Genomic DNA, 26,568 nt, shown 5'->3' on the forward strand with positions numbered 1-26,568 from the left:
CGGATAGCACCTGGATCCCAGCGCAGCCCTTCGTCTACCGGCATTCCCGCTTCACGCGCGCGCGAGACGCTTTAGCTTCGCCAGGGGCACTGTCAGAGGAAAATCGGCTTGCCGCTGGCGGGGAGGGCGGCTAGCCGGACCGGATGAGCAACGCCGGCATTTTTCGGTATTTCAAAACGAGCCCCGAGATCATCCGCCTCGCGGTTATGATGTATGTGCGCTACCCGCTGTCGCTCCGGAACGTCGAGGATCTGCTGCACGAGCGGGGCATCGATATAACGCATGAGACGGTTCGGTTCTGGTGGAACCGTTTCGGCACCATCATTGCCGCGGAGATCCGGCGTAGTCGGGTCCAGGCGATGCAAAATTTCCGGCATCGACGCTGGCATTTCAACGAGGTTTTCGTGAAGATCAACGGCGTGAAGCACGATCTCTGGCGCGCGGTCGATCACGAGGGTGAAGTGCTCGAAAGACTCGTCACAAAGCGGCGCGATAAGAAAGCAGCGTTGAACTGAAGGTCCGCGGAGCGAATTTCCTCAGGAAATCGCTTCGCCTACACGGCCCGACCGAAACGATCGTCAGGAGCCCACGCTCCCTTGACGCAGTAATAGAACAGTATCACGGTGAAAACTGGAGTGAAGCGAGCAACCGGAACATGAGCCGTATTCCTATGCCGAACGAGGAACTGCACATTGATGCGATGCCGACAAAGGCATTCTTTGTCGACATGCTGGTTCGGGATATCCCCTTGGAGCGTGCCGTACTTGACTTGGTCGACAACTGTATTGATGGCGCGAAACGTATGCGCCCCGGAGAGGAGCCCGATTTTACCGGGCTAAACGTTTCAGTCCTCTTGGACGGGGACGGGTTTGAGATTGCAGACAATTGTGGCGGCTTCGATGTGGAAACTGCTCGGAATTATGCCTTCCGGTTCGGCAGGCCCGAAAAAGCAGCGTCCACCGACTATTCGATAGGCCAATTCGGCGTTGGCATGAAGCGCGCACTGTTCAAATTCGGGCGCTATTTCGAAGTACATTCCACGACCACCAAGCAAAGATGGTCGATGCATGTCGATGTAGACACCTGGGAACGGGACGAGGGAAACTGGTTTTTCGACTTTGCGAATGTTGAAGAGGGTCAATTTGCAGACGCCGAGGTAGGAACAAGAATCATAGTGAAGCGCCTGCGGCCGGAGGTGTCGCGGCAGTTCGCATCTGAGCACTTCAAGCGCCAGCTCTCCGAGATGATCCGCTCACACCAGCGACAGTTTCTGGCTTGTGGTTTGGCAATAGATTTCGGCGGCCTGCACTTGACCAATACGGACCTTCGCATTCGGTCAGGCGGTCAGTTTAATCCAGCAATCGAGGAGTTTGCCGTTGATGATGACACCGATGCACCGGTGAACGTTCGTATCGTCGCAGGTGTCTCGGAGTCCTCTCCTACAGCCGCTGGCTGGTATGTAATCTGCAATAGCCGAGTGATTCTTTCAGCGGATAGATCCGAGGCAACTGGATGGAACTCCGTTTCCGAACAAAAGGACGGAATACCCAAGTACCACAACCAATACGCTCGATTCCGTGGTGCGGTCTTCTTCAGTTGTCGCGATTCAAAAAAGCTCCCATGGAACACGACCAAAACTGGTCTCGACGCGTCTACGACGGTTTGGCAACTGACCTTCCCGAAGATGCTGGATCACACTCGAACGGTCATCAATTTCTTGAACGCTCTTGACAGCAGCATTGAGGAATATGGCGCGAAAGCGTCGCCCTTGTTGGTCGCGCTCAACAAGGAGACGTTAGCGAAGGAAGTCGAGAAGTTTCGGGGCCCGACGACGTTCTCTTGGAACCGAACTCCGCAAATCCCAGGGCCCAAGATGATAAAAATACAGTACTCGAGAGAGGAGACAAAGATTCAGAGCCTTATGGCCGCGTTGGGAGTCACTTCGGCGAAAGCGGTTGGAGAAAAAACGTTCGATATCATTTTCGAAGAGCAGGGTGGTGAAGATCAATGACCGCCAGCTATAGGATTATTGACTATTCGCTACGGCCAGCAAAATTCGCTGAGAGAAAAATGATCAGCGAAGTATGCTCAAGATTAAAAGTCTTCGCTTCACTTGAAAGCTATCGCTACATCGGTTTTGGCTCAATTTGGTTTTCGGATTGCATTCTGTTACACAAAGCCCTTGGTGTCGAAGATGTCATTTCAATCGAAAAAGAGCAGGCACACAAGGCTCGATTTGAATTCAACAAGCCTTACAAAGGCATTCGACTCATGATGGGGTTTGCGGCAGATGTCTTGCCAGGACTGGATTGGGCACATCGTTCCATAGTGTGGCTCGACTACGATGACCCGCTCAACCCAGGGATCCTAGACGACGTCAGAACCGTTGCGACGCGTGCAACCAGCGGGACGGTTCTGGCCGTCTCTGTGCAGGCTGAAGGCCTCGTCGACAAGCGACCTCATTTGGAGGAACCGCTGGAGATTACATCCGCTCACGGATTTCGCGATTGTTTCGGCGATGCTCGCACACCACAAGACCTTGAACCAGCGGGTCTGCGCGGATGGTCGCTTTCTAAGACATCTCGACGGGTAATCCGTGACGAGATTGATGCGGGGCTTAAATCCGTTAACGCGGGGCGCAACGCTGGGCAAGTCCTTCGCTTTCATCAGATCAGCGCTTTCGAATATGCGGATGGTGCAAAGATGACGACGATTGTCGGGGTTTTTGTCGACCATGGCCAAAACGGTCATTTCGAGGCTGCTGGTTTTCGTGCCCTGCCTTTCTTTCGCGATGGTGACGAAGCCTTGCGTGTTAAGGTTCCGATGCTCACGCCCCGAGAAATGCGTCACCTTGACCGCAGCCTTCCCTGTCACGATTTTGGGCACCTGGACTTGGGCCCGATCCCAGAGGCGGACGGAAAACACTACGCCAAGCTCTACCGATACCTGCCGAATTTTGCCTCGTTCGAGCAGTAACGGTTGGACAAGCAGCTCGGATCGACGACTTCAGTGGAAGACTTGGCAGGGAATCGGAGTGCTTCGCAGTTTTCTTCGACGGATTGGGATTGATTGGATGCTTACACTTGGGCGATAAGTGCTTGAGTTCCAAGTGGGAAGAGGTCGATTGGCACGCTCGCAGAAAACAAGGGTCGTGGAGCATCTGTTTGACAAGTACTGGAACGCTTCGACGGGCGCTCTGGACAAGAGCCTTATGAGCTTGGACGACGTCGCGCAGGCCATTCGCGAGTGCAACGATCTTTGCGGTTCGACGCTCAGTGATCGCAATCCTGCGAACTTCATGAAAGATCTGCTGCGCGGCGCAAATGCCTCCAGCAACTGGCCGACTTCGGTCGCGGCAAAACGCTTCGCCGCGGTCCAGCGGACCGGCGACGGAGAGTGCTTCGAGTTCATACCCTACCGACCTGGGCAGACCGAGCCGTTTCCCGATGCGTTCGGAGTTCGCGAAGATGCGCCGCGGTATCCAGTCCAGTCGATCAGTATTCCGCTCGTTACCAAGTCGCTGGGGCGTTCAGACGAAACTTGGTTGGTTCAAACTGCGATCAACCTGCGTGTTGTCGAGACCCATTTCGCGGTGGCAGGCGCGTTTCCATTGCTCGAACTTGCCCATCTTCAAATGGGGATCAAGCTGCGCTCGACTGAAATCGACGCCCTCTTTCTTGGCAAGACTGGCGATCCGCAACGCCCGGAATGCGTTCTAGTCACCTGCGAAGCGAAGCAGGCCAAGGACCCGCTTATTCAGAGTCAGATTATCAACCAGGTCCGTGCCGCCTTCGCGGAAGCGGAGGTGGACACGGTCGTTCCCATCGGTTTGCGCACGATCAAAGGCGTCGGGTTCTACCTGACCGAGTTCACCGCCGTGGAGCGGTCGGAAGCATCGGCGCTGCAGGAATTGACCCTAGCCAGCGACGCCATCTACGAGTTGCGCCCCCGTGTGAAGGGCATATGAAGCCTCGATCTCTTCCTGCTTCCGCTTTCGCGCACCGCTCTTCTTGTCGCGGCGTCCGATAGGGTTGTGGATCTCGAAATACGCAGCGGCCTCGATGTTCCCCATACTCAGAAGCTTTTCGTCGCCGAGATCCACGGCCTCGGTCGGCCGCGTGGCGCGGACCCCCAGCGCAGCGATAACGACGCTGGCCACTGCACGCGCCAGTGGGGGCGGCACTGAGTTTCCGATCTGGCGAGCGCCATGCCACTTGGTTACGTTGAAGCGAAACCAATCTGGAAAGCCATGGAGGCGCGCCATTTCGCGCACAGTTATGCACCGGTCGAATGCGTAGTGAATCGGTCTCGGGCTAGTGAACGCCCCACGAGCAGAATCCGTCCCCGCTCTCAGCGTATTCGAAACGCCGTCGGCGGGCAGCTTGAACAAGCGCGAGATCGGTTCCACGCGACCCTGTTCCGTTTCACGAAAGCGCCGACGGGAAATCTCGGTGTGTTCGGTACGCGCGCTGGAGGTAAGTTTCTTCGGATCCCAAATTCTAGGGTGGCCATACAACCATGCGTCGTTGCCAATGCCCCGCAGCGGCTTTGCGTATCCGCTCGGCTTTCCGAAGACTGCTGTCTCGATGGAGTCCGAATTTCGAAGGCGCTCGAACTCCTCCGCGTTTGGAAGATCGGCAAGAGCGTCCCGGCAGGTCGGGCGTTCAGCGAATGCCTTAGGGTAGTCTGGTAGTGAGCGGCCCTTCTTTGCACCCATCAAAATCAAGCGCTGACGATCCTGCGGCACGCCATAGTCGGCCGCATTCAGCACACGCCAATCCTTCTGCACCGCGTAACCGGCAGCCTCGAACTCTTCGATCAGTTCGAACAGGAATTTTCGGTGCTTTCCGACCGTGAGCCCCTTCACGTTCTCGAAGACGAAATAGGCGGCATCCAGTTCTCTGACGATGCGTACAAAATCCTTGACGAGTCCGTTCCTGGGATCGTCCAAGGCCCGCTGGCCAATCAGCGAGAAGCCTTGGCACGGAGCGCCACCGAACACTACATCCACACGACTGTTGCCGATCCCGGCTGCCGCCCTGATATCGTCGCCTGAGACAGCCGTGACAGATCGTGGGAGAACGGCGCACCGCGGGAAGTTGTACTTGTGCACCGCAGCGTGGACAGGGTCGAGTTCGACGGCCGCGACCACATCGAAGCCGGCTTGCTCAAAGCCGAGGCTCATACCTCCGGCCCCTGCGAACAGGTCGACTCCTATCGGTCTAGCCATGCCTTGCTCCCCGTCGTCTTTACTCATGATATCGGTGTGGTGCTGGATTGACCAGCGAAACCTAGCTTCCGAGGAAGGCCTCGACGCGGCCGACGGCTTCTTCGAGGTCCCTAAGTTCGCATTGCCAGACAACAAGCGGCTCCCCGCCAGCTTCCCTCAGCTCGATTAAGGCTCTGTTATCACGTTCTCTGTTTGTTTCAATCCTTGGGTTCCAAGGCACTGTCAGAGGAAAATCGGCTTGCCGCGGACGGGGAGGGCGGCTAGCCGGACCGGATGAGCAACGCCCGTCTTTTTCGCTAATTCAAGACCTCGCCCGAGATCATCCGCCTCGCGGTGATGATGTATGTGCGCTACCCGCTCTCGCTCCGGAACGTCGAGGACCTGCTGCACGGACGCGGCATCGACATTGCGCATGAAACGGTTCGGTTCTGGTGGAGCCGTTTCGGGACGATTTTCGCGGCGGAGATCCGCCGGAGTCGGGTCCAGGCGATGCGGAGTTTCTGGCATCGGCGTTGGCATCTCGACGAGGTTTTCGTGAAGATCAACGGCGTGAAGCACGATCTCTGGCGGGCTGTCGATCACGAGGGCGAGGTGCTCGAGAGCTTCGTCACGAAGCGCCGAGATAAAAAAGCCGCGTTGAAGTTCCTCAGGAAATCGCTGCGCATGCATGGCCCGACCGAGACGATTGTCACGGATCGATTGGCCTCATATGGCGCCGCGCTCAAGAGTTTGGGCGCCATCGATAAGCGCGAGGTTGGCCGCAGGTTGAACAATCGCGCCGAGAACTCGCATCAGCCATTCCGACGACGAGAACGGGCGATGCTCCGCTTCCGGCGGATGCGAAGTCTGCAGAAGTTTGCCGCAGTCCACGGCTCGATCCACAATCACTTCAACCAGGAACGACACCTCTCATCCAGGCCAACATTCAAGGAACGCCGCGCCGCCGCTCTCACCGAGTGGCGTCAGCTCTGCGCGGCCTGATCCATGGCGGGGTAGGGTGCTTTCCGAGACTTTTTTGGTTAGTCTGACAGCACCGCGTCAGCCAGCGAGCCGGTCCAACATCGGGGGCAGGCTCATGACACGGAAAACTCTATCCAAAAACGGTCTAATTTGGCGGGAGCAGATCAGCCGCGATCGAGGCTGGCTGCGATACGCTCTATAGCGAGGACATGCAGCATGGCCGAACAATAGATGACTTAAAAATCCTCAACCCCTTCACAGAGAGCGCGAGCCAATAGCGGGAACGCCAAGGATGGGCCAGGCCCTGAAGGCCAGGGGACTTGTCGACCGCGCCTTTGATTTATGGCAATCCAAGTTCGGACCCGCGGCGCTGTAACCGTGTCACCATTTTGAGGGTAGCCTGCGATCATCTCCGCTCCCTTTTTCAAGCATTTCGTCTCCGGAATGATGCGGTTGCCGTGCCCACATTGAAATTAGTCTGTGGATATCTGGCTGGTTAAAATCGTGGTCAAAATCATGGTCAAAAAATTGGTCAAAATCCTGTCTGCGATGCACGCTAACCTATTGAAATAAATAAAAATAGAAAATTTGGCGTAGACTCCCTCCGTCTCCGCCACCCACCCCCTCAACACGTCTCGGTTCCCTGATCAGCCCCGCAAGCGGCGGGGGCACTGTCAGAGGAAAATCGGCTTGCCGCTGACGGGGAGGGCGGCTAGCCGGACCGGATGAGCAACGCCCGCATTTTCCCGTACTTCAAGACGTCGCCCGAGATCATCCGCCTGGCGGTCATGATGTATGTCCGCTACCCGCTCTCGCTCAGGAACGTCGAGGACCTTCTGCACGAGCGAGGCATCGACATCACCCATGAGACGGTGCGGTTCTGGTGGAACCGCTTCGGGACGATTTTCGCGGCCGAGATCCGCCGGAGTCGGATCCAGGCGATGCGGAATTTCCGGCATCGGCGGTGGCATCTCGACGAGGTCTTCGTGAAGATCAACGGAGTGAAGCATTACCTCTGGCGGGCTGTCGACCACGAGGGAGAAGTGCTCGAAAGCTTCGTCACGAAGCGTCGCGACAAGAAGGCGGCGTTGAAATTCCTCAGGAAATCGCTGCGCATGCATGGTCCGACCGATACGATCGTCACGGATCGCCTTGCTTCATACGGCGCGGCATTGAAAGCCATCGGTGCCATCGACAAACGCGAAGTTGGGCGCTGGCTGAATAATCGTATCGAGAATTCTCACCAGCCATTTCGACGACGAGAGCGGGCGATGCTCCGGTTCCGGCGCATGCGAAGTCTGCAGAAATTCGCCGCGGTTCACGGCTCGGTACACAACCACTTCAACCAGGAACGACACCTTTCATCCAGACCAGCATTCAAGGAAAGACGAGCCGCTGCACTGACCGAGTGGCGTCAACTTTGCGCGGCCTGATCTATGCTCAGGTAGGGCACTTTCCGAGACTTTTTTGTTTAGTCTGACAGCACCCTCAAAAGAGGATGCTCATAGACGAGAAACGAGAGAATATTCTTGAGCTTTCCTCCATTTCGTTATATTTTGGAGGAAATGGAGGAATTATGCCGCTCAACATTAAGGACGAAACCGTGCATGCCCAGGCGCGCAAGCTGGCCGGCCTGACCGGCACCAGCATCACGGCGGCGGTGCGCGATGCGCTCGGAGCCCGGCTGCGCCAGGTTGAAAAGGGGCAGGGCGAGGGAAAGCCGGCCCGCTCTGCCGCGCAGCTGCTCGATGTCGCCCGCGCCTGCGCGGCGGCCATGAAGGCCAAGGGCGTGAGCTCGGATCATTCGGACCTCTATGACGAACAGGGGCTGCCGCAATGATCGTCGATGCCTCCGCACTGCTCGCCATTCTCTTCGACGAACCGGAGGCGGAGCAATTCGCGGCGCTTCTGGCGCAGGCGGAAGCGCCGCGCATGTCGGCCGTCAATTACCTTGAAGCGGCGATCCGGATTGACCAGCAGGACAGTGTGGTGGCGACACAGGCCTTCGACGCCTTCATCGAACTCAGCGGCATCGCGATCGAGCCGGTGACGGTGGAACACACCCGTCTGGCACGTCGCGCCTATGCGATGTTTGGCAAGGGCCGGCACCGCGCCGGGCTGAACTTCGGCGACGTGTTCGCCTATGCGCTCGCCAAGTCGCGGCAGGAGCCGTTGCTCTACAAGGGCAATGACTTCGTCCACACCGATGTGACGGGAGCGGCGTGACCATGCTTGTTGGATAGGCACTGTCAGAGGAAAATCGGCTTGCCGGTAATGGGTAAGGCGGCTAGCCGGACCGGATGAGCAACGCCCTCATTTTTCGGTATTTCAAAACGAGCCCCGAGATCATTCGCCTCGCGGTGATGCTGTATGTGCGCTACCCGCTTTCGCTCCGGAACGTCGAGGACCTGCTGCACGAGCGCGGCATCGACATCACGCATAAGACGGTGCGGTTCTGGAGGAACCGGTTCGGGACGATTTTTGCGTCCGAGATCCGGCGGAGTCGGGTCCAGGCGATGCGGTCTTTCCGGCATCGGCGATGGCATCTCGACGAGGTTTTCGTGAAGATCAAGGGGGTGAAACACTATCTTTGGCGCGCCGTCGATCACGAGGGCGAAGTGCCCGAAAGCTTCGCCATAAAGCGCCGCGACAAGAAGGCAGCATTGAACCGCAGGTCCAGGCCGCGAAGTTTGCAGAAATTCGCCGCGGTTCACGGCTCGGTTCTCAACCACTTCAACCAGGAACGACACCTCTCATCCAGGCCAGCATTCAAGGAACGCCGCGCCGCCGCTCTTGCTGAGTGGCGCCAGCTTTGCGCGGCCTGATCCATGGCGGGGTAGGGGACATTCCGAGACTTTTTTGGTTTGTCTGACAGCACCTTTTTGGCTTAGCGCGACCAAGATTGGGTCAAGAAGCAGTTCGAGATCAGGGGACGATGATAGAATGCTGGTCATGCTGCGCGCGGTCTCTATGATGCACCCATGGATGAACGTGCGTTGCCAAAGCCGCCGCCTCTGACTGGCGCCCAGTCTGTACTTCTGGATTTTGACGGAACGCTTGTCGAAATCGCTGCGAGACCGACGGAAGTTTTCATTGATCCCGGACTGGCCACCCTGCTGCATAGCCTTGTCATGCGGCAATCAGGCCGCGTCGCGATTGTCAGTGGACGTCCCATCGATCAACTCCAGGACATGCTTGGCGATTGCGCAAAAGTCCTGACCTTGATCGGAAGCCACGGGGCCGAACTCAAGATCGTGAATGGGAGTCTGATGCGGCCGCCGCGCCCTGCGGCGCTGGCAAAAGCCGCAGATGTGCTTTCGAAAGCGTTTGCCGACCATGTTGGCGTGCTGGTGGAGAACAAGAGCCTGGGTGTTGCCGTACATTACCGGCTGGCGCCCTCGGCGGAACCAGAGGTGCGAGCCATTCTCGGGACATTTGCCCGTGAGAACGGGCTTGCGATCCAGGAAGGCAAGATGATGATCGAACTGCGGCTATCGGGCCATGACAAAGGCTCGGCAATTGCCGCTCTGCTTCGACACCCCTCTTTCCTCGGGCACCCGGCCGTCTTCCTAGGCGACGACCTTACGGACGAATCTGGATTTGCCGTCTGTGAAAGCAACGGCGGTGCGGGCATCCTTGTCGGGGCACAAAGACCGACCGCTGCACGTTATCGTCTGGACGACGTCTTGCGCGTGCGCGAGTGGCTGGCAGGAAAGACAGCATGACAATGCCCACACTCGATCTGTGGCCCATCGGCAATTGCCAGGTGTCGGCCTTGGTGGATCGGTCCGGGCATTTTGTCTGGGGCTGCATCCCGCGGGTCGATGGGGATCCGGTCTTTTGTTCGTTGCTGGATGACGCCGATCATCCGCGCGATGCCTTCGGCTTCTGGGCGATTGATCTTGAAGGCGGAGTCTCAACCCGGCAAAGCTATCTGCGCAACACGGCAATCCTTGTTACCCGCCATGAGGACGGCGATGGCAATGCCGTCGAGATCATCGATTTTTGTCCACGCTTCAAACGCCACGAACGGATGTATCGCCCTGTTGCCTTTGCCCGCATCGTCCGGCCGGTTTCGGGCAGTCCGCGCATCACTGTGCGACTGAGGCCAGCCCATAGCTATCGCGCAGGCCGCCCCGTTCAAACACGCGGCTCCAACCACATTCGCTACATCGCCCCTCAGCAAAATCTGCGGCTGACGACGACTTCGCCCATCGATTGGATTGAGTCTGAACATGCATTTCGGGTCGAGCACCCGCTCTATTTTTTCCTCGGACCCGACGAGAGCTTCGACGGCGACCTTGCAGAGACCCTCAACGGCATGCTCACCCGCACCGGCGACGAATGGCGCCATTGGGTGCGCGGACTGGCAACACCTGTGGAATGGCAGGAAGCCGTGATCCGCTCGGCGATCACATTGAAGCTTTGCCAGCACGAGGAGACCGGTGCGATCGTTGCAGCACTGACCACGTCGATTCCGGAACATGCCGGGTCGGGCCGGAACTGGGATTACCGCTATTGTTGGCTGCGCGATGCCTATTACACGGTTCAGGCCCTCAACCGGCTGGGCGCGCTTGATGCGCTGGAAGGCTATCTCTCCTACCTCCGGAACATCGTTGACAACACGAAGGGCGGAAAGATCCAGCCGCTCTACGGTGTCGGAGGCGAGGAATTGCTGCCGGAAAGCATCGCTCCGGCGCTCAAAGGCTATCGCGGCATGGGGCCGGTCCGGTTCGGCAATCAGGCCTATGAGCAAGTACAGCATGATGCCTACGGGCAGATCATCCTCTCCAACGTCCAGGCCTTCTTCGATCATCGGTTGTTCCGCATGGCCGAAATCAGCGACTTTCAGGCGCTGGAATCAATCGGCGAACGCGCCTGGCTTGCTTTCGACAAGCCGGATGCCGGCCTCTGGGAACTGCGCACCCGCAACCACATCCATACCTACTCGGCCGCGATGTGCTGGGCCGGATGCGACCGCCTCGCGAATGCCGCGGCCGCGCTGGGTCTTGAAGAGCGGGCACGCTTCTGGCGCGGACGCGCAAATATCATGCACAATCGGATCGAACAGGCTTCGTGGCGGGAGCAAACCGGTCGCCTCTCGGCAACGTTCAGCGGCGATGATCTCGATGCGAGCCTGTTGCAGCTTCTCGACCTGCGATTCCTTTTGCCGGACGATCCACGGTATCTCGGCACGCTTGCGGCAGTGGAAAAAGGATTGCGGCGCGGCTCACACATGCTTCGTTACAACACCGAGGATGATTTTGGACTTCCGGCCACCGCTTTCAATGTCTGCACATTCTGGCTCATCGAGGCCCTGCATATCACTGGGCGTACCGAGGAGGCACGGATCCTATTCGACGAAATGATCTCCCGGCGGACGCAGTCCGGACTTTTGTCGGAGGACATCGATCCGTCAACCGGAGAGCTCTGGGGCAACTACCCGCAAACATACTCGCTTGTTGGCCTCATCAATTGTGCGGCATTGATCTCCAAACCATGGAGGACAGTGCGCTGAGCCGGCTGATCGTCATATCCAACCGCGTGCAGGTCCCCCGAAGCGATGACGAGGGCGCGCAAGGTGGCCTTGCCGTGGCGCTCTTCGCAGCCTTGCGCCAGCAGAAGGGCATTTGGTTCGGCTGGTCCGGGGATACGAGCGATTCCAGGGAACTCCGCTTCGAAGTCAATTCAGACGTCACAACCGCCACGATTGACCTCTCTGAACAGGATGTTGAAGAATACTATAATGGCTATGCCAATCGTACCCTGTGGCCGCTCTTCCATTACAGGCTGGATATCGCTGAGCATGAACGCGATTTTCAGGGCGGCTATCGGCGCGTAAACCAAAATTTTGCAGATACGATCAAGTCGCATATTCAATCGGATGACCTGATCTGGGTTCACGATTATCACCTTATTCCGTTGGGTGACATTCTCCGATCCAAGGGAATTCAGAACAAGATCGGCTTCTTTCTCCATATTCCTTGGCCGCCCAAACGATTGCTTACAGCTCTGCCGGAGCATCGGGAGCTGGTCGAAACCTTGTTCGCTTATGATGTTGTCGGCTTCCAGACCGAGGAATGGTTGGATTCATTCCGTGATTACGTCGCAAACCACCTGGATGCGACGATCGAGGGAGACGAGATCAGGGTTGGCGGACGGACGATCCGGGCAATCGCCTGCCCGATCGGCATCGATACAAAGGATTTTGTCGAGGCGCGGTCGCACAAGGATGCGATCACGGCCTACAGTCGAATGGTCGAGAGCTCGATTGGTCGTGACCTGATCGTCGGTGTCGACCGGCTGGATTACTCCAAGGGCCTGCAAGAACGTTTCACCGGATACGAGCGCTTCCTGAGCAAGCATCCGGAGCGCGCTGCAAAAGTTTATCTGTTGCAGATTGCGCCGCCCACCCGAGAAGCTGTCCAGAGCTATCGCGACATCCGGATGGCGCTCAATGCACAATCCGGCCTGATCAACGGCACGCATGCCGATATCGACTGGGTCCCCATTCGTTATGTCAACCGGGGGATGTCGCGAAGCATGCTTGGCGGAATCTATCGCGCAGCGCGGATCGGTCTCGTAACGCCCTTACGGGACGGTATGAACCTTGTTGCGAAGGAATATGTCGCCGCGCAGGACCCCGACGATCCCGGTGTTCTCATTCTCTCGCAATTCGCCGGGGCCGCAGAACAATTGAAAGAGGCGCTTCTGGTTAACCCTTACAGCGCAGATGACATTGCTGAAGCAATAGAGAATGCCCTGAGGATGCCGAGAGAAGAGCGTATTGAACGCTGGAAATCAATGTTTGACTGCATAAAATCTCAGGATGTGAATTGGTGGCTTAAAAAATTCATCAATGAAATGAAAAAATTCTAGTCCTCAATTCAAAAATATCCATTTTTTATTATTTCATTGCTGGGATCATGAGGAATTCCAGCGAATGTCCGGTTTCCAGCAAACGTAGGGACTGCCTGAACGACCTGAATGGGGGCGCGAAGCGGATGGGCTCGGATTGCACAATTCAAGAATTATGCACCGGCTTGCATGAATGCCGTTCAGCGCTCGAGTTGACGCCTCAGCAGGCATTCACCCGCTCAGTCGTGGATGCTAGGTTTGCCATCATGACTGTTTTCGATGTTCGTGCTATTCTTCGTTCCGATCCGCTGCGCTGGCACCTTTTGGGGGTAGTTCGCGCCCTCGATCTGCCGGACTGCTGGATTGGTGCAGGCTTCGTCAGGAACGCGATCTGGGATCATCTCCATCAACGCCCTGCGTCACCGTTGACTGGCGACGTTGACGTCATCTGGTTTGATCCTGAAAGAGCAGACCCTGCCGAAGACCAGGCCTATGAAGCAGCTTTGAGTAGAGCTGAGCCGACAATTTCGTGGTCAGTAAAGAACCAGTCGCGGATGCACGTCCGGAACGGCGATGCTCCCTACAGTTCTGCGACCGACGCCATGTGCTACTGGCCAGAAACGGCAACGGCAATCGCCGCTCGTCGGCAAGGCCTGAACGGTTGCGAAATAGCCGCGCCGTTTGGCATTGATGATCTGGTGAGCCTACTTCTGCGACCGACACCACATTTCTTTGGTGTGAAGCGCAATATCTATAAAGATCGTGTCCGAACGAAAGGTTGGACGGTCACTTGGCCTCTACTCAAAGAGGCTGAGACCTAGGTTCTGAAACACCCCCGGATTGCCGGAGGCTGATAAAATCTAGTGAATGTCGGCTTTCGGCGTCTGCGTACCTCACCTTGAGTGTCTGAAACTTGGGTGCAGAGCTGCCAGATCGCGCGAGGCTTATTCGAGAAATGTCTCGATCGGATAAGGTCTCAGCTCAGCGAGATACTCGGAGAGTGTAACAAGGCCTACACAGGCCGTTGCGCCTCGGAAATCTAGTTCCCCGCATGCAGCCTTCCGCGCCAGGATGATCGCGGGGATGGTTGGGATTTGCGGGCCTTCGCCCCGCCTGGCCACAATGAACCAGCGACGCTCTCGTGGGCGACCATCACGATCCAGCCCGCCAAGAATCACGAACATCCCGCCATCGGCGCTGCCCAGCGGATCAAAAAGGTTGCTGGCCTTGAGCAACCATCCGGCATGGCGCGGCAGGTCGATCGGCAACCCGATCCTGACGAGCCAAGAGAGCGCCCAGAGCCCAAGATGCAGCGGAGCGAGTTCGAGCCCGGCGGAAAAACGGATGGCTCGCAGCCCATACGCCCGCGGCAGGAGATCGAGATCCGGAATGTCGCAACTGGCCATCCAACGCTGGCCCAGCACAGGGAAAAGCTGTCGATGGACGTTCTGCCAGCCGTAGGAAGGGCCGTCATCCCCGGCAAAGGCGCGCAGGGGCTTGCCGACATAGGACAGGATACCCTGAGTGGTAGCGAGGCCACGCTCGGCCTTCTGGCCGGGGCTGATGCCGAAGTGAAGGGTGTGGAGCTGCGAGAATTGCGGTCGCAGATGCTCGATCACAGCCGACGAAAGAGCAGGAACCGTGCTGGCTCCACTGATCACGGCCACACCCTGGTCTCGCGCCTGCGCATCGAGCGCGCTGATCCCGGTTACGAAATCACGGCCATCCGCCAGATCGATGTAATGGGTGCCGGCTTCGATGCAGGCCTGCGCTACCCCATAATCGCTGTTCTGGAACGGCCCGCAGGTATTCACGACAACAGCGGGCTGATCCTTGTCGAGATGCCGGCGCAGATCATGTCGAGCATCGAACGCAACTGGCGTTGCGAGCCCGTGTGGTAGCGCGGCGGATTCCGCCTTGGCACGTCCTTCATCGCGGCCGGCAATTATGACCGGCGTGCCGTTGGCCGTAAGCGCTCGGGCGATCCGCTTCCCGAAATTGCCATAGCCACCAAGGATGAGGACCTTACCCGTCAAGGCGCATCTCACCGATGCGGAAGGTGCCGCTGTAGCCATAAAGCATCCCAAACAGCCGGTGCCGGATCGTCATCTCCATCGCAAAGCAGGTGTCGTCGATCGCGCGCTCCCAAGCTTCCCCGCGCCCGAACAGCCATTCCACCGGCATCGGGATCACCCTGCCGAAACACCGCAGGGCGTAGCCCCGATGGTCAAGCCGGACTTGCCCCTCGTCATAGGAAAAAGCCGCGCGCCAGCCAAACCCGATCGCCATCCACTCGATCACCTCATGGCCTCCCACCGGCACCATTGCGGAGCGGAAATGGTAGGGCTTGCGATCGGGGAAGCGGAATTCCCGATCAAGAACGAAGGCCGCGCTTCCCGGCTCGCTGCGAAAGGTCACCGTCACCGGCACGTCGCGCCCTGCAATCGGCACAAGCGCGCCCGACATGCGCAGCAGCGGGGCAAACAGGCGCGCCAGCCGGGAAAGCTGGACCGCCATCACGCCCTCGACCACGACCTCATCATGCGAAAACGGTCGGTTCGCGTAATGCTGCCGGAATACCGCCGGCAGCTGATTCCAGCCCGCGCCGAAAATGTTCCGGAAAATGGGGTCATGCCCGCTCATCGCGTCTTCAGATTGTCGATCTGGGCCACGCCGAGCATCCGTATCAGCAGGTTCCGGGTGCCGCGCATCAGTGGATAGGCCAGCTTAGCCAACCTCGGCGAACGGAACAGCAGCACATTCGCCCGGTTGAACCAGCCATATCTCGAACCAAGCAGAGCCATGACCTGAAGGGCATCCGCACCGTGATAGAGCCGGTCGCCGAACTGGATGACCATGCCCTCGTCGAGGTCGAGCCGTTCGGCATTGATCCGTTGGATCAGGGGATGATCCTTGTCGACGCGCGCATCAACAAGATAAAGCTGCCCGACGCACTCACGGATCTGGAGCGCATGGGCCGCGTAGGTGCAGATCGGGCATTCGCCGTCATAGGCGAACCAGATTTCACCCGTTTCCTGTCCGGTCAGCATATCGGCCTGCACCCGATCATATCGTTGCCCTGCGACTCAGAATGGTTTCGCGATCATCAGCCAAAGGATCGCCATCGTGAAGCCGAAGCCGGGAATTCCGAAAGCGAACCAGATGCGGAAATATCGATGATACGCATCTGGCAGGGGCGTGCCGGTCTCGGCGGCCAACGTTGCCAAATCGCGCAATTTCATTTGGATCCAGACCACGGGCAACCAGAAAACCCCTGCTCCGATATAGAGGGCGAGCGACGCGAGAATCCAGGGTTCCGCGAGCGAGCGCCCCGTTGCAACAACCAGCAAATACCCCGTGACGGGCTGGAGAATAGCTGCCGTAGCCGTGAAGATCGCATCCGCCATCACGACGATACGGGCCGTCCGGGCAATGAAGGCGGGCTCGGCAGTGTGATGCGCCATCAGCATAAAGAACGCGATTCCCGTTCCGGTGCCGAGCAGGACGACAGCACCCAGCACATGGACGAATTTCAACAACAGATATTCCACGATCAACCTGCCTCGGCGCAGGCGGTCTATCCTTTGGCGATGCTCGCGTCATCCCCTGATCGGGCACTGTCAGATAAAAAACGGGCTTGCGGACGATCGGGTCGGAATTGTACTTTTTGACCGCCCGATCGCCAGCGCTTTGCCATCTTCTGAGGGGTTTTCCCTCAAAGTTCGATATTTTGTGCTCAATTGATTGCGATGGGGGCGGCGAAGCATCGACCGCAAGTTTTCCTCTGACAGTGCCCCCGCCATAGCCGTGAACAGTCCACGGAAACGGGTAAGCTCCAACTCCAGACAGCCTCCGCCCTTGCTGCAATGGGCGCGATTACAATGTGCGGTCGATCTCCGCCAGCACGCTGAGCACGATGCCGCGCGTCAGCATCTCGGCCCGGAAGGCGCGTGCGCTGATCGTCACATCCCGCGACAATCCGGGGATGGCATATCGCTTGAGACCTTCCAGAAGTCCGCGCTCGAGATGTGGCCACGCGCGCATGCCCGGGCCACAGAAGACAACCGCGCGCGGCTGGAACAGATGGATCAGCGTGGCAACGCCTTGCGAGAGCACCCGACCGGCATTCTGCAGGAGCCCGAGAATGGCGCGGTCGCCTTCATCAGCGCGCGACGCCAGGGCCTGCATCTCGCTCTCGCCAGGGTAAAGCCGTCGGATCGGGTCGGCAAAGGCAGAGATCGCCATGGCATCGCGCAACAGCGCATAGTCAGCGAGGTAACTCTCGACGCAGCCGCGCGCGCCGCAACGGCATTGCGGGCCATCGGGATCAAGCGGAATATGCCCGAATTCGATCCCGCCACCGCGCCGACCACCCAAGGGCTCGCCGTCGATGAAGACGCCGAGGCCAACGCCATCGCCGATCATCACGCAGGCGGTTACACCCGCACGCAACTCCTTTTCTGCGACCAGGATCGCATGCGCCATGGCGCTGGCATCGTTATCAATCACGACCATCAGGCCCGTTGCCTGCTCCAGCGATCGTGCCAGAGGCAGGTCGGCATGCGGGGTCACCGGGCTCCAGGCCACGATGCCCTGTCCGCGATCCACGAAGCCCTGGAATGCAACCGCGATGGCCAGCACCCGTCCCGCCGGGGCATGAAGCTGCCGGAAGGCCTCAATTCGTTCTGCCAGGGCGGCCACAAGCGCCGCGGGTTCGAGGCGCGATATTGCGATGGCCTCGTCGGCCAGCGCCAATGTATTCCCGGCAAAATCAGCCAGGTGCAGCGCAATCCGATCCAACCCCACCCAGAGGCCGATGATCTGCCCGCGTGCCGGATTGAAGCCGATCAGAGCACCCGGTCGCCCCGGTCCCGATTGGAGGTCTGCGGTATCGGTGCCGATATCCGCAAGCAGCCCTTCTTCGATCAGTTTGCTCGTCAGCCCCGAGATGGAAGAGGGGCTCATGCCCAGCATGCGGCCGATCGTGGCCCGGCTCTGCGATCCATTGCGCCGCAAGGCTTCGAGAAGACGGGCGCGCGCGTCGTCGCGTCTGCCGGATCGATTGTCGCGGGTCGCCGATGATATGTTCATTAATCGAAATAATATGCCGATGAGGTCAAGCCCGCAAGGCCAGGAACGGGGGCATTATCGGCAATTATGGAGGGAAAATCGAGAGCATGAAAATTTTTGCACCTGCGAAGGGACATTCACGAGAATAATTTTTTCGATGAATAAACTTATTCCAGTTGACTCTCGGTGATTGTCGCTGTGTTCTGATGCCCAGCATCCGGGAAAGGCATGGAAGTGGACAGGTCTCTTGTCCCCGCCCGGGCGCGGTTCGGGAGGATGATATGAACAAGTTGCTTGGCGCGGCCGCTCTGGCCGCTTTTGTAGCCTTTTCGCCCGCAGCGTTTGCTCAGGCCAAGGGGCCGGTGATCGGCGTGAGTTGGTCGAATTTCCAGGAAGAGCGTTGGAAGACCGATGAGGCCGCCATCAAGGCTGCCATTGAGAAGGCCGGTGGAACCTATCTGTCTGCGGATGCACAGTCTTCGCCCGCGAAGCAGCTGACAGATGTCGAGAGCCTCATTGCGCGTGGCGCCAAGGCACTGATCGTTCTCGCGCAAGATGCGAATGCGGTCCGTCCTGCCATTGAAAAGGCCTTGAACGAGGGCGTTTCCGTAGTCGGATATGACCGGCTGATCGAAAATCCCAAGGCTTTCTACCTCACCTTCGACAACGTCGAGGTAGGCCGCATGATGGCCCGCGAGATCCAGAAGACGAAGCCGGAGGGCAATTACGTTTTCATCAAGGGCTCGGGCGCGGATCCCAATGCCGCTTTCCTGTTCAAGGGCTCGATGGAAGTGCTGAAGCCGGCTATTGATGCAGGCAAGATCAAGAATGTCGGTGAGGCATTCACCGACGGCTGGCTTCCCGCCAATGCCCAGCGAAACATGGAGCAGTTCCTGACCCGGAACAACAACAAGGTTGATGCAGTCGTGGCTGCCAATGATGGCACGGCTGGCGGTGCGGTCGCCGCTCTGGCCGCCCAAGGCCTGGCCGGCTCGGTGCTCGTTTCCGGTCAGGATGCTGACCGCGCGGCGCTGAACCGTGTCGCGCTCGGAACCCAGACCATGACGGTCTGGAAGGATGCGCGCGAGCTTGGCAAGACAGCGGCCGAAATCGCCATCCAGCTTGCCGGGGGCAAAAAAGTCGATGAAGTGGCCGGGGCGGTGAAGTGGAACGAGGGTCCCACCAAGGCCCAGATGAACGCCATCTTCCTCAAGCCGGTCGCCATCACCAAAGACAATCTGAATGTCGTGATTGGCGCCGGTTGGGCACCGAAATCGGCCGTGTGTCAGGGCGTTCCGGCCGGCAAGGTCGCAGCCTGCAACTGAGCCCGTATGAACGCATCCCCGGATGACCTGCGGCGCGCGTGGCGTCGCTGGTCATCCAGATGCAGGTTCCGGGTCTTGTGCCCCTTCATTCACTCATGGACCATACCTTCGGGAGAGTGCCATGGAGCTTTTGCGCAAGCTCGAGATCGATGCTCGTCTGATCGGCATGCTCTCGGCCCTGGCTGTCATCTGGCTGGGTTTCCACATCCTCTCGCAGGGCGCATTCCTTACCCCGCGCAACCTGTGGAACCTGTCAGTCCAGACCTCTGCCATCGCTGTGATGGCCTGCGGCATGGTGCTGGTGATCGTGACGCGCAACATCGATCTGTCCGTCGGGTCGGTGCTGGGCTTTGTCGGCATGGCCATCGGCGTCTTCCAGGCGCGCTGGCTTCCTGAACTCTGGGGCCTCGAAAACCCGCTCACTGCACCGACGACGCTGGTCTTCGCCATGCTCTGCGGCGGCATCATCGGCCTCTTTCATGGCGTGCTGATCGCCTATCTCGCCATCCCGTCCTTCATTGTCACGCTGGGTGGGTTGCTTGTCTGGCGCGGCGCCGCCTGGTGGGTCACCACAGGACAGACGGTCGCGCCCATGGACGGGCGTTTCCGCGCGATCGGGGGGGGCATCGAGGGTGCGATCGGCTCGACGGCCAGCTGGGTGATCGCTGCCAGCGCCATCCTCGCCATTGTGATGTCCATGCTCGCGCGGCGGCGGCGACGCGCCGAATTCGGATTCAGCCTGCGTCCGGCCTGGGCCGAAGCGCTGGTAATCATCCTCGCGGCGGCAAGCGTGGTTGCGGTAACCCTGGTGGTGAACGCCTATCCGCTTCCGCCCGGCATCGCGCGGCGCCTTATCGAGGCGCAGGGCCTCGCCTGGCCGCAAGGGGGCGTGCATATCGCGCACGGATTTGCTGTGCCCGTGCTGATTGCCGTGCTGGTCGGTGTGGTGATGACCTTCGTGACCAAACGCCTGCGCTTTGGACGCTATGTCTTCTCGATCGGCGGCAATCCGGACGCGGCTTCGCTCTCCGGCATCAAGACCAGGGCCGTGACCATGCAGGTCTTTGGCCTGATGGGCATGCTGACAGGCCTTGCCGCCTGTATCACCACAGCGCGCCTCAATGCTGCGACGAATTCAGCCGGCACGCTCGATGAGCTGTATGTCATTGCCGCTGCGGTCATTGGGGGCACGAGCCTTGCGGGTGGGGTGGGCACGATTGTCGGCGCCATGCTGGGCGCGCTTATCATGCAGTCACTGCAATCCGGCATGGTGCTGCTGGGGTTGGATACGCCGCTCCAGAACATCGTGGTGGGCATCGTGTTGGTGGCGGCGATCTGGCTCGACGGCCTCTACCGCCGCCGAATTCGCTGAGGGGAGGGAGAAATGGCCGAAACCCGGACACCACTCGTCGAGATGCGTTCTATCTCCATCGCCTTCGGCGGCATCAAGGCCGTGGAAGAGGCGAGCGTCGATCTTTATCCCGGCGAGGTCGTTGGCCTGCTTGGCCACAATGGCGCAGGCAAATCAACCCTGATCAAGATCCTTTCCGGGGCCTATCGCGCGGATTCCGGCGAGATCCATGTTGATGGCCAGAAGGCCGAAATCAACTCGCCGCGCGACGCGAAGGCGCTGGGCATCGAGACAATCTACCAGACACTGGCGCTCGCGGATAACGTCGATGCCGCAGCGAATATTTTCCTTGGCCGGGAGAAGCTCACGCGCTGGGGGACGCTCGATGATGCCGCAATGGAAAGCGAAACCCGAAAGGTGATGGCGCGTCTGAACCCGCATTTCCGCCGCTTCAACGAGCCGGTCAGTGCGCTTTCGGGCGGGCAGCGCCAATCCGTCGCGATTGGTCGCGCCATCCATTTCAACGCGCGTGTGCTCATCATGGACGAACCCACCGCGGCACTTGGCCCGGCCGAGACCGCGCAGGTTGGTGAACTTACCAAGCAGCTCAAGGCCGAGGGGATCGGCATCTTCCTCATCAGTCATGATCTGCATGATGTGTTCGATCTCGCAGATCGCATCGCCGTCATGAAGAACGGAAAGGTGGTGGGCACGGCGCCCATCGGCGCCGTGACGCGCGATGAGGTGCTCGGCATGATCATCGGTGGCAAATGCCCGCCCGGCGCCATTCCCGGCCCTGGCGCAAGCCTGTGAGGACGACATGACGCGATTTTCCGATCTTCAGGGCAAGGCTGTTCTTGTCACCGGCGGAGCGACCGGCATTGGCGAAGCGCTGGTGCGCGCGTTCCATCGTGAGGGGGCGCATGTCGGTTTCCTCGATTTCGACCGTGCGAATGGCGAGCGTCTTGCGGCCGAACTTGGAGCCCGTGCGGCCTTCGAGACCGCAGACCTGCGTGATCTCGATGCCCTTCCTCAGGCCATCAGCCGTCTGCGTGAAAAGACCGGCCCGTTCGGGGTGCTCGTCAACAACGCCGCGCGCGATGATCGCCACACCATCGACGAGGTGACCCCCGCCTATTGGCGCGAGCGTTTCGCAACGAATATAGACCACCAGTTCTTTGCGGCGCAGGCGGTCTACAAGGACATGATCAGCCTTGGCGGCGGGGCCATGATCTGCATGGGCTCGACAAGCTACATGCAATCCAAGGATTCCTTTGCCGCTTACAAAACCGCGAAAAGCGCAGTGGTCGGCCTCACGCGGGCCCTTGCGCGCGAACTGGGGGAACACAGGATCCGCGTCAATTGCGTGATCCCCGGCTGGATCATGACCGAGCGACAGGTGCACTTGTGGCTTACGCCCGAAAGTGAGGAAGAGCTGCTTCGCCAGCAATGCATCAAGCGTCGCCTTGTACCGGAGGACATTGCCGGGCCGGCTTTGTTCCTCGCCTCGGATCTCAGCGCGGCCATAACCGCCCAAACGATGATTGTCGATGGCGGCTGGGTGTAATGCGGGCTGATATGCGCGGCCCGCCTTCCTGGTCAGCGCGACAGTGACAATGGAAAATCGGGGTGCCGCCGGAACGCGCGCGGCGGCACTGTCAGAACAAGATCGGCTTGCCGCTGAAGGGGAGGGTGGATAGCCGGACCGGATGAGCAACGCCCGGATTTTTCGATGTTTCAAGGCCGGCCCCGAGATCATCCGCAGCGCCGTGGCGATATACGTCCGCTACCCGCTCTCGCTCCGGAGCATCGAGGGCCTGCTGCACGAGCGCGGCATCGACATTACCCATGAGACGGTGCGGTTCTGGTGGAACCGGTTCGGGACGATTTTTGCGGCCGAGATCCGGCGCAGCCGGGTCCAGGCGATGTGGAGTTTCCGGCATCGGCGCCGGCATCTCGAAGAGGTTTTTGTAAAGATCAACGGCGTGAAGCACGATCTATGATGGCCCGTCGATCACGAGGGCGAGGTGCCCGAAGGCTTCGTCACGAAGCGTCGCGACAAGAAGGCGGCATTGAACCACAGGTCCGGGCCGCGAAGTTTGCAGAAATTCGCCGCGGTTCACGGCTCCGTTCACAACCGCTTCAACCAGGAACGACACCTCTCATCCAGAACAGCATTCAAGGATCGCCGCGCCGCCTCACTCGCCGAGTGGCGTCAGCTTTGTGCGGCCTGATCCATGCCGGGGTAGGGGGCACTCCGAGACTTTTTTGGTTTGTTTGACAGCACCATCTAGTGAATGTCGGCTTTCGGCGTCTACGTACCGCACCTTGAGTGTCTGAAACGGCGGCGCGAAGCCGTCCAAGACACTGCGGGCGCTTCAAATGGAGAAATCCCGAGACCGCCAGCCGCGAAATGAAGTGATGTTCAACCCCAGAAACTTGGGCTAACGTCCTCGTCAATGTTCGGGATCAGAAAGGCCAATCCAGATGATTGCAGGGCAAATTGCTCTTGTGCTGGCTGCGGCCTTTGCAGGTGCTGCCTTTTACATCAACGTTGCGGAGCAACCAGCGCGCCTCGGCCTTGACGACAAGAGCCTGCTCATGGAGTGGAAGCCAAGCTATGCGGGCGGCTTCGCGATGCAGGGCACCTTGGCTGTCATGTCTGCCATTATGGGATTTGCTGCGGCTTGGCTCACTAAGGATTGGCGTTGGCTTATCGGTGCGGCACTGATCCTAGCCAACTGGCCCTACACACTCTTTGGCATGATGCCTACGAACAACAAGCTCAAGGCGATTGCCGAAAACGATGCTGGGCCGGTTGCCCGAAAGATGATCGAGTCTTGGGGACGCCTCCATGCCATTCGAACGGCGCTCGGCATTTCTGCGACGCTTGCATATCTTTGGGCGTTGAACTGAGCCCACGGTGCGTTCCGGACCGTCCACGAATTTGATGCTGGTGATGGTCTGCGAAGCGCGGAATTTGCCTGAATCGACAGGCTAATTCGCCCCAGATTTTCTCGACGGTGTGGATGTCCAGTTCCGGTCTGACTCTTAAGGGCCGCAAGCGACCAATTGGGGCGCGCGGAGCTGCAAGGCTGGATCCGATAGCCAGGTCATTTTTCCGGCCGGCCAATCTCCAGCAAATTTTAAGTCCTTTCTGCTAACAACGCGGAGTTGTTCTGAGGATGCCCCGACGATGACAGCGCTAAGGTCTCTTTCACTTCGCGCAACAATGCTGCTTCTTGGTTTTGTCTCGGGCGGCATCGCCCTGATGGCTGGATTGAGCTATCGGGATCTAAGGGATTACACGGCAGAGAATTCGCTGATGCGGATCGAGCGGGCGGCCAAGGCTGCCGCAAGCCTCACGGAAGCCCGTTTCCCGGATGCCTTCCTTGTTGAACGCACGGACAAGGACTTGCCGGCACTGGTTCGCCTCAAGGGGTCTGAACCGCTGATATCTCGCGCCGAACCGGCGGCCTTTGATCGCTTGGTCAAAGAGATTGGCCGGATCAACAATGGCGCGGCGAACGTCTTTGCCTGGAACGCGACGACCCAGGCGTTTGACCGCTTTGCAACAACGTTCCGTCGACCTGACGGATCCTTGCCGCCAGCCTTTTCAATCGGAGCCGGGCACCCCGCCTATGGGTCGATCCGCGATGCCAAAGTGTTCACGGGCGATGTGCCCGTCATGGGACGGATGCGATATGCCTATCTGACGCCAATCGTATTTTCCGGCGGCGAACTCGCGGGCTTGCTGGCCATCGACGTGGGGTGGAGCGATGACCTCGTAACCGGACAGGAACGGCTGAAGGAGAGAATCTTCATCGCCAGTCTGCTGATTCTGGCCATTGCGACGACGATCGGCGGCTTGCTCCATTGGCGCATGCTCGCCCCGATCCCTGCACTGGCACGGGTTGCCCACCGTATTGGCGCGGGTGAACAGGGCATTTCCGTCCCAGGCCTCGGGCGGGCCGATGAAGTCGGGCATCTTGCCGAGGGGCTCGAGCGCACCAACCAGCTTTATCACGAACTGGAGATCCTCGCCTTTTCGGATCCGCTGACCGGACTGGGCAATCGTGCACATTTGCGCCGTGAGTTGAAGCGCACCTTTGCTCGTGAAGCCTGGACGCAAGTGAGTGCTCTGATCCTCATCAATATTGACCAGTTTCGGGGCATTAATGAAGGTTTCGGTGCCACCATCGGAGATCGCCTTCTGATCGAGATCGGCGATCGGCTGAAGGCGTGGTCCGGCCCAGACAACCCGCGCCCCGCCCGGACTGGGAGCGATGAATTCGCGCTGATCCTCCGGGATTGCCCGCCGGAGCGGCTGGATCATGCGCTTGATGATCTTCGGGATAGGCTGTCTCGCCCCTGGGCCTTCGACGGTACCATTGTCGAATTCACGGTCGGTTTCGGCGTGGTCTCACTCCCCGCACATGCCGCGAATGCCGACGAGGCCGAACGAAACGTCCAGCTTGCGCTCCGCGCTGCGAAGGCTAGGGGCAAGGGGAACGTGTCGGTTTTCGACCCAACGCTTGATGCTCGGGCAAAGCGTGAACACGATCTTTCGATCGCCCTTCGCGAAGCGCTTCAACGGAACGAACTGACTGTTCATTTCCAGCTTCAGGCATCAACCACGGCGCGCGATATCTTTGGTCTCGAAGCCCTGGTTCGCTGGCCACAGGGCGGCGGTTCCATGATCCCGCCCGGAGAGTTCATTCCGATTGCCGAAGCCAATGGCCTGATTGTCGAGCTTGGCTCGTGGGTTCTCGATGAGACCTGCCGCGTCATCCGGCAATGGCTCGATTCGGCAATCCTCGTCCCGCATGTCTCGATCAACGTGTCTCCGGCCCAACTCTGGCAACCGAACTTCGTCGAGACCGTCAAGGAAACACTCGAGCGGCATCGGATTCCGCCACGGATGATCTATCTTGAGGTCACCGAAGGTCTGTTTGTGAATTTTTCCGAAGAACGAATCCAGTCCATCTTTGCCGGCCTGCATGCGGTTGGCGTCAAGATTGCGCTCGACGATTTCGGGACCGGCTATTCATCCCTTGGCTATCTTCATCGGGTCCATCTCGACCAGATCAAGATCGACCGGAGCTTCGCGGTGGATATTGACAAGGATCGGGCCAAGCAACGGCTCCTCAAGGGGATCACAGCCCTTGCCGCAGGCCTGAAGCTTGAGGTGATTGTCGAGGGCGCAGAGACCGAAGCGGAAACACGCTTCCTCATGCGAACAGGCTGCAATGCCATTCAGGGCTATTTCTTCGCGCGCCCCTGTTCTGCGCTGTTGGTGCCTCAGGAGATTGAGAATGTTCGCCGGATGCTCGGATTGCTGAATTTCGAGGACAATACCCCGCTTTCCAAAGCAAAGCGATCCACCGGCTGACGGCTGCATGTGCCAAGCATCGACAAAGATCCTGTATGGCTTCTCGGCTTCGAGCCAACAAGCGAATGACCGCTGTTGAGGAACGACACCTTAGACCTGAATGGCTGCCATGGGGGCCGAAGCTGTCTAACACATCCACTTTTGGCTTTGCTGCTGTAAAAAATTCTAAAGAACGACAACACAAATGACCAGCCGCGGCGCCGCTCGACCCCCGTCAATATCTCCAACCGTCTCACCCGAGCCCTCGTGACGTCGCTAAATATGGAATTAGCGACGTAACTTCAGCCGTTCGCGGGAAATCGAAAAGGCGCGCTCACCGGACGTGTGTGGACGCCCCCTTGGATGCAAGCAGAATCTTGGGCACGGTCGGGCATGTGATCAG

Annotated in this window: 25 protein-coding genes and 3 pseudogenes; 22 read left to right on the forward strand and 6 right to left on the reverse strand. The window is 59.0% G+C overall.

Going from position 1 to position 26,568, the window contains the following annotated elements:
- The first annotated feature begins 143 nt into the window (after window positions 1-143).
- From P0652_RS12095 to P0652_RS12110, 4 genes are all read left to right on the forward strand, one after another.
- Window positions 144-515 (forward strand): DDE-type integrase/transposase/recombinase, encoded by a 372-nt coding sequence (locus P0652_RS12095; RefSeq protein ID WP_284179058.1) that lies wholly within the window; start codon window positions 144-146, stop codon window positions 513-515.
- A 140-nt stretch (window positions 516-655) separates the two neighbouring features.
- A complete protein-coding gene (locus P0652_RS12100; protein ID WP_284179059.1) occupies window positions 656-2,011 on the forward strand; it encodes an ATP-binding protein in 1,356 nt (451 codons plus the stop codon).
- A complete protein-coding gene (locus P0652_RS12105) occupies window positions 2,008-2,976 on the forward strand; it encodes an O-methyltransferase (protein WP_284179060.1) in 969 nt (322 codons plus the stop codon). The genes P0652_RS12100 and P0652_RS12105 overlap by 4 nt, the downstream gene beginning before the upstream one ends.
- A gap of 175 nt (window positions 2,977-3,151) precedes the next feature.
- Window positions 3,152-3,967 (forward strand): hypothetical protein, encoded by an 816-nt coding sequence (locus tag P0652_RS12110; protein WP_284179061.1) that lies wholly within the window; start codon window positions 3,152-3,154, stop codon window positions 3,965-3,967.
- On the opposite strand, the gene P0652_RS12115 is transcribed toward P0652_RS12110, so the two are convergent.
- Window positions 3,917-5,257 carry a DNA cytosine methyltransferase gene (locus P0652_RS12115; protein WP_349774982.1) on the reverse strand — a complete coding sequence of 447 codons (1,341 nt, stop codon included), beginning with the start codon at window positions 5,255-5,257 and terminating at the stop codon, window positions 3,917-3,919. The genes P0652_RS12110 and P0652_RS12115 overlap by 51 nt on opposite strands.
- A 285-nt stretch (window positions 5,258-5,542) precedes the next feature.
- Between P0652_RS12115 and P0652_RS12120 the strand changes: the two are divergent.
- The 9 genes and pseudogenes from P0652_RS12120 to P0652_RS12160 form a co-directional block, all read left to right on the forward strand.
- Window positions 5,543-6,211, forward strand: a pseudogene (locus tag P0652_RS12120) (IS6 family transposase); the annotation flags it as partial.
- Window positions 6,212-6,915: 704 nt separating this feature from the next.
- Complete coding sequence (locus P0652_RS12125) at window positions 6,916-7,623, forward strand: IS6 family transposase (protein WP_284179063.1); 708 nt, start codon at window positions 6,916-6,918, stop codon at window positions 7,621-7,623.
- 143 nt (window positions 7,624-7,766) lie between these two features.
- Window positions 7,767-8,030, forward strand: a complete 264-nt coding sequence (locus P0652_RS12130) for a type II toxin-antitoxin system VapB family antitoxin (RefSeq protein ID WP_284179064.1) — start codon at window positions 7,767-7,769, stop codon at window positions 8,028-8,030.
- Window positions 8,027-8,416, forward strand: coding sequence for a type II toxin-antitoxin system VapC family toxin (locus P0652_RS12135; RefSeq protein ID WP_284179065.1), 390 nt, complete (start codon window positions 8,027-8,029; stop codon window positions 8,414-8,416). The genes P0652_RS12130 and P0652_RS12135 overlap by 4 nt, the downstream gene beginning before the upstream one ends.
- Before the next feature lie 74 nt (window positions 8,417-8,490).
- Window positions 8,491-9,015 (forward strand): IS6 family transposase, encoded by a 525-nt coding sequence (locus P0652_RS18780; protein WP_502947516.1) that lies wholly within the window; start codon window positions 8,491-8,493, stop codon window positions 9,013-9,015.
- 156 nt (window positions 9,016-9,171) lie between these two features.
- The gene (gene otsB / locus P0652_RS12145) at window positions 9,172-9,915 is read left to right on the forward strand and encodes a trehalose-phosphatase (protein WP_284179066.1); all 744 of its coding nucleotides are present in this window, start codon (window positions 9,172-9,174) and stop codon (window positions 9,913-9,915) included.
- Window positions 9,912-11,708, forward strand: coding sequence for a glycoside hydrolase family 15 protein (locus tag P0652_RS12150; protein WP_349774983.1), 1,797 nt, complete (start codon window positions 9,912-9,914; stop codon window positions 11,706-11,708). Before otsB ends, P0652_RS12150 begins: the two co-directional genes overlap by 4 nt.
- Window positions 11,690-13,069, forward strand: a complete 1,380-nt coding sequence (gene otsA / locus P0652_RS12155) for an alpha,alpha-trehalose-phosphate synthase (UDP-forming) (RefSeq protein ID WP_284179067.1) — start codon at window positions 11,690-11,692, stop codon at window positions 13,067-13,069. Before P0652_RS12150 ends, otsA begins: the two co-directional genes overlap by 19 nt.
- A 245-nt stretch (window positions 13,070-13,314) precedes the next feature.
- On the forward strand, window positions 13,315-13,869 hold the full coding sequence (locus tag P0652_RS12160; protein WP_284179068.1) for a nucleotidyltransferase family protein: 555 nt from the start codon (window positions 13,315-13,317) through the stop codon (window positions 13,867-13,869).
- 123 nt (window positions 13,870-13,992) lie between these two features.
- On the opposite strand, the gene P0652_RS12165 is transcribed toward P0652_RS12160, so the two are convergent.
- From P0652_RS12165 to P0652_RS12185, 5 genes are all read right to left on the reverse strand, one after another.
- Window positions 13,993-15,084, reverse strand: coding sequence for a saccharopine dehydrogenase family protein (locus P0652_RS12165; protein WP_284179069.1), 1,092 nt, complete (start codon window positions 15,082-15,084; stop codon window positions 13,993-13,995).
- On the reverse strand, window positions 15,074-15,691 hold the full coding sequence (locus tag P0652_RS12170; protein WP_284179070.1) for a DUF4166 domain-containing protein: 618 nt from the start codon (window positions 15,689-15,691) through the stop codon (window positions 15,074-15,076). The genes P0652_RS12165 and P0652_RS12170 overlap by 11 nt, the downstream gene beginning before the upstream one ends.
- The gene (locus P0652_RS12175) at window positions 15,688-16,110 is read right to left on the reverse strand and encodes a DCC1-like thiol-disulfide oxidoreductase family protein (RefSeq protein ID WP_284179071.1); all 423 of its coding nucleotides are present in this window, start codon (window positions 16,108-16,110) and stop codon (window positions 15,688-15,690) included. The genes P0652_RS12170 and P0652_RS12175 overlap by 4 nt, the downstream gene beginning before the upstream one ends.
- Before the next feature lie 24 nt (window positions 16,111-16,134).
- On the reverse strand, window positions 16,135-16,602 hold the full coding sequence (locus P0652_RS12180; RefSeq protein ID WP_284179113.1) for a DUF2269 family protein: 468 nt from the start codon (window positions 16,600-16,602) through the stop codon (window positions 16,135-16,137).
- A gap of 322 nt (window positions 16,603-16,924) precedes the next feature.
- A complete protein-coding gene (locus tag P0652_RS12185; RefSeq protein ID WP_284179072.1) occupies window positions 16,925-18,139 on the reverse strand; it encodes an ROK family transcriptional regulator in 1,215 nt (404 codons plus the stop codon).
- 260 nt (window positions 18,140-18,399) lie between these two features.
- On the opposite strand from P0652_RS12185, the gene xylF reads away from it, so the two are divergent.
- The 9 genes and pseudogenes from xylF to P0652_RS18790 all read left to right on the forward strand — a co-directional run.
- On the forward strand, window positions 18,400-19,443 hold the full coding sequence (gene xylF / locus P0652_RS12190; RefSeq protein WP_284179073.1) for a D-xylose ABC transporter substrate-binding protein: 1,044 nt from the start codon (window positions 18,400-18,402) through the stop codon (window positions 19,441-19,443).
- Between the two features lie 121 nt (window positions 19,444-19,564).
- Window positions 19,565-20,815 (forward strand): sugar ABC transporter permease, encoded by a 1,251-nt coding sequence (locus P0652_RS12195; RefSeq protein WP_284179074.1) that lies wholly within the window; start codon window positions 19,565-19,567, stop codon window positions 20,813-20,815.
- A 12-nt stretch (window positions 20,816-20,827) separates the two neighbouring features.
- On the forward strand, window positions 20,828-21,607 hold the full coding sequence (locus P0652_RS12200; RefSeq protein ID WP_284179075.1) for an ATP-binding cassette domain-containing protein: 780 nt from the start codon (window positions 20,828-20,830) through the stop codon (window positions 21,605-21,607).
- A 7-nt stretch (window positions 21,608-21,614) separates the two neighbouring features.
- Window positions 21,615-22,361 (forward strand): SDR family NAD(P)-dependent oxidoreductase, encoded by a 747-nt coding sequence (locus tag P0652_RS12205; protein WP_284179076.1) that lies wholly within the window; start codon window positions 21,615-21,617, stop codon window positions 22,359-22,361.
- A 142-nt stretch (window positions 22,362-22,503) separates the two neighbouring features.
- The gene (locus tag P0652_RS12210; protein ID WP_284179077.1) at window positions 22,504-22,797 is read left to right on the forward strand and encodes a hypothetical protein; all 294 of its coding nucleotides are present in this window, start codon (window positions 22,504-22,506) and stop codon (window positions 22,795-22,797) included.
- A 24-nt stretch (window positions 22,798-22,821) separates the two neighbouring features.
- Entirely contained in the window at window positions 22,822-23,028 is a 207-nt protein-coding gene (locus P0652_RS12215) for a hypothetical protein (RefSeq protein ID WP_284179078.1), read from the forward strand.
- A 253-nt stretch (window positions 23,029-23,281) separates the two neighbouring features.
- Window positions 23,282-23,710, forward strand: a complete 429-nt coding sequence (locus P0652_RS12220; RefSeq protein WP_284179079.1) for an anthrone oxygenase family protein — start codon at window positions 23,282-23,284, stop codon at window positions 23,708-23,710.
- Window positions 23,711-24,677: 967 nt separating this feature from the next.
- Window positions 24,678-25,307: pseudogene (locus P0652_RS18785) on the forward strand (GGDEF domain-containing protein); the annotation flags it as partial.
- Window positions 25,308-25,379: 72 nt separating this feature from the next.
- Window positions 25,380-26,186: pseudogene (locus P0652_RS18790) on the forward strand (EAL domain-containing protein); the annotation flags it as partial.
- Window positions 26,187-26,568: the final 382 nt, after the last annotated feature.

Origin of the sequence: Rhabdaerophilum sp. SD176 (genome assembly GCF_030143245.1) — a bacterium.
Taxonomy (GTDB): domain Bacteria; phylum Pseudomonadota; class Alphaproteobacteria; order Rhizobiales; family Beijerinckiaceae; genus Rhabdaerophilum.

Bases quoted from the DNA above. Each gene is read 5' to 3' on its own strand.
- P0652_RS12105 (WP_284179060.1), top strand. From the start codon at position 2,008: ATGACCGCCAGCTATAGGATTATTGACTATTCGCTACGGCCAGCAAAA.
- P0652_RS18780 (WP_502947516.1), top strand. From the start codon at position 8,491: ATGAGCAACGCCCTCATTTTTCGGTATTTCAAAACGAGCCCCGAGATC.
- P0652_RS12125 (WP_284179063.1), top strand. From the start codon at position 6,916: ATGAGCAACGCCCGCATTTTCCCGTACTTCAAGACGTCGCCCGAGATC.
- P0652_RS12115 (WP_349774982.1), bottom strand. From the start codon at position 5,257: ATGAGTAAAGACGACGGGGAGCAAGGCATGGCTAGACCGATAGGAGTC.
- P0652_RS12160 (WP_284179068.1), top strand. From the start codon at position 13,315: ATGACTGTTTTCGATGTTCGTGCTATTCTTCGTTCCGATCCGCTGCGC.
- P0652_RS12100 (WP_284179059.1), top strand. From the start codon at position 656: ATGAGCCGTATTCCTATGCCGAACGAGGAACTGCACATTGATGCGATG.
- P0652_RS12210 (WP_284179077.1), top strand. From the start codon at position 22,504: ATGAGCAACGCCCGGATTTTTCGATGTTTCAAGGCCGGCCCCGAGATC.
- P0652_RS12150 (WP_349774983.1), top strand. From the start codon at position 9,912: ATGACAATGCCCACACTCGATCTGTGGCCCATCGGCAATTGCCAGGTG.
- P0652_RS12170 (WP_284179070.1), bottom strand. From the start codon at position 15,691: ATGAGCGGGCATGACCCCATTTTCCGGAACATTTTCGGCGCGGGCTGG.
- P0652_RS12205 (WP_284179076.1), top strand. From the start codon at position 21,615: ATGACGCGATTTTCCGATCTTCAGGGCAAGGCTGTTCTTGTCACCGGC.
- P0652_RS12195 (WP_284179074.1), top strand. From the start codon at position 19,565: ATGGAGCTTTTGCGCAAGCTCGAGATCGATGCTCGTCTGATCGGCATG.
- P0652_RS12130 (WP_284179064.1), top strand. From the start codon at position 7,767: ATGCCGCTCAACATTAAGGACGAAACCGTGCATGCCCAGGCGCGCAAG.
- P0652_RS12185 (WP_284179072.1), bottom strand. From the start codon at position 18,139: ATGAACATATCATCGGCGACCCGCGACAATCGATCCGGCAGACGCGAC.
- xylF (WP_284179073.1), top strand. From the start codon at position 18,400: ATGAACAAGTTGCTTGGCGCGGCCGCTCTGGCCGCTTTTGTAGCCTTT.
- P0652_RS12095 (WP_284179058.1), top strand. From the start codon at position 144: ATGAGCAACGCCGGCATTTTTCGGTATTTCAAAACGAGCCCCGAGATC.
- P0652_RS12220 (WP_284179079.1), top strand. From the start codon at position 23,282: ATGATTGCAGGGCAAATTGCTCTTGTGCTGGCTGCGGCCTTTGCAGGT.
- otsB (WP_284179066.1), top strand. From the start codon at position 9,172: ATGGATGAACGTGCGTTGCCAAAGCCGCCGCCTCTGACTGGCGCCCAG.
- P0652_RS12200 (WP_284179075.1), top strand. From the start codon at position 20,828: ATGGCCGAAACCCGGACACCACTCGTCGAGATGCGTTCTATCTCCATC.
- P0652_RS12135 (WP_284179065.1), top strand. From the start codon at position 8,027: ATGATCGTCGATGCCTCCGCACTGCTCGCCATTCTCTTCGACGAACCG.
- otsA (WP_284179067.1), top strand. From the start codon at position 11,690: ATGGAGGACAGTGCGCTGAGCCGGCTGATCGTCATATCCAACCGCGTG.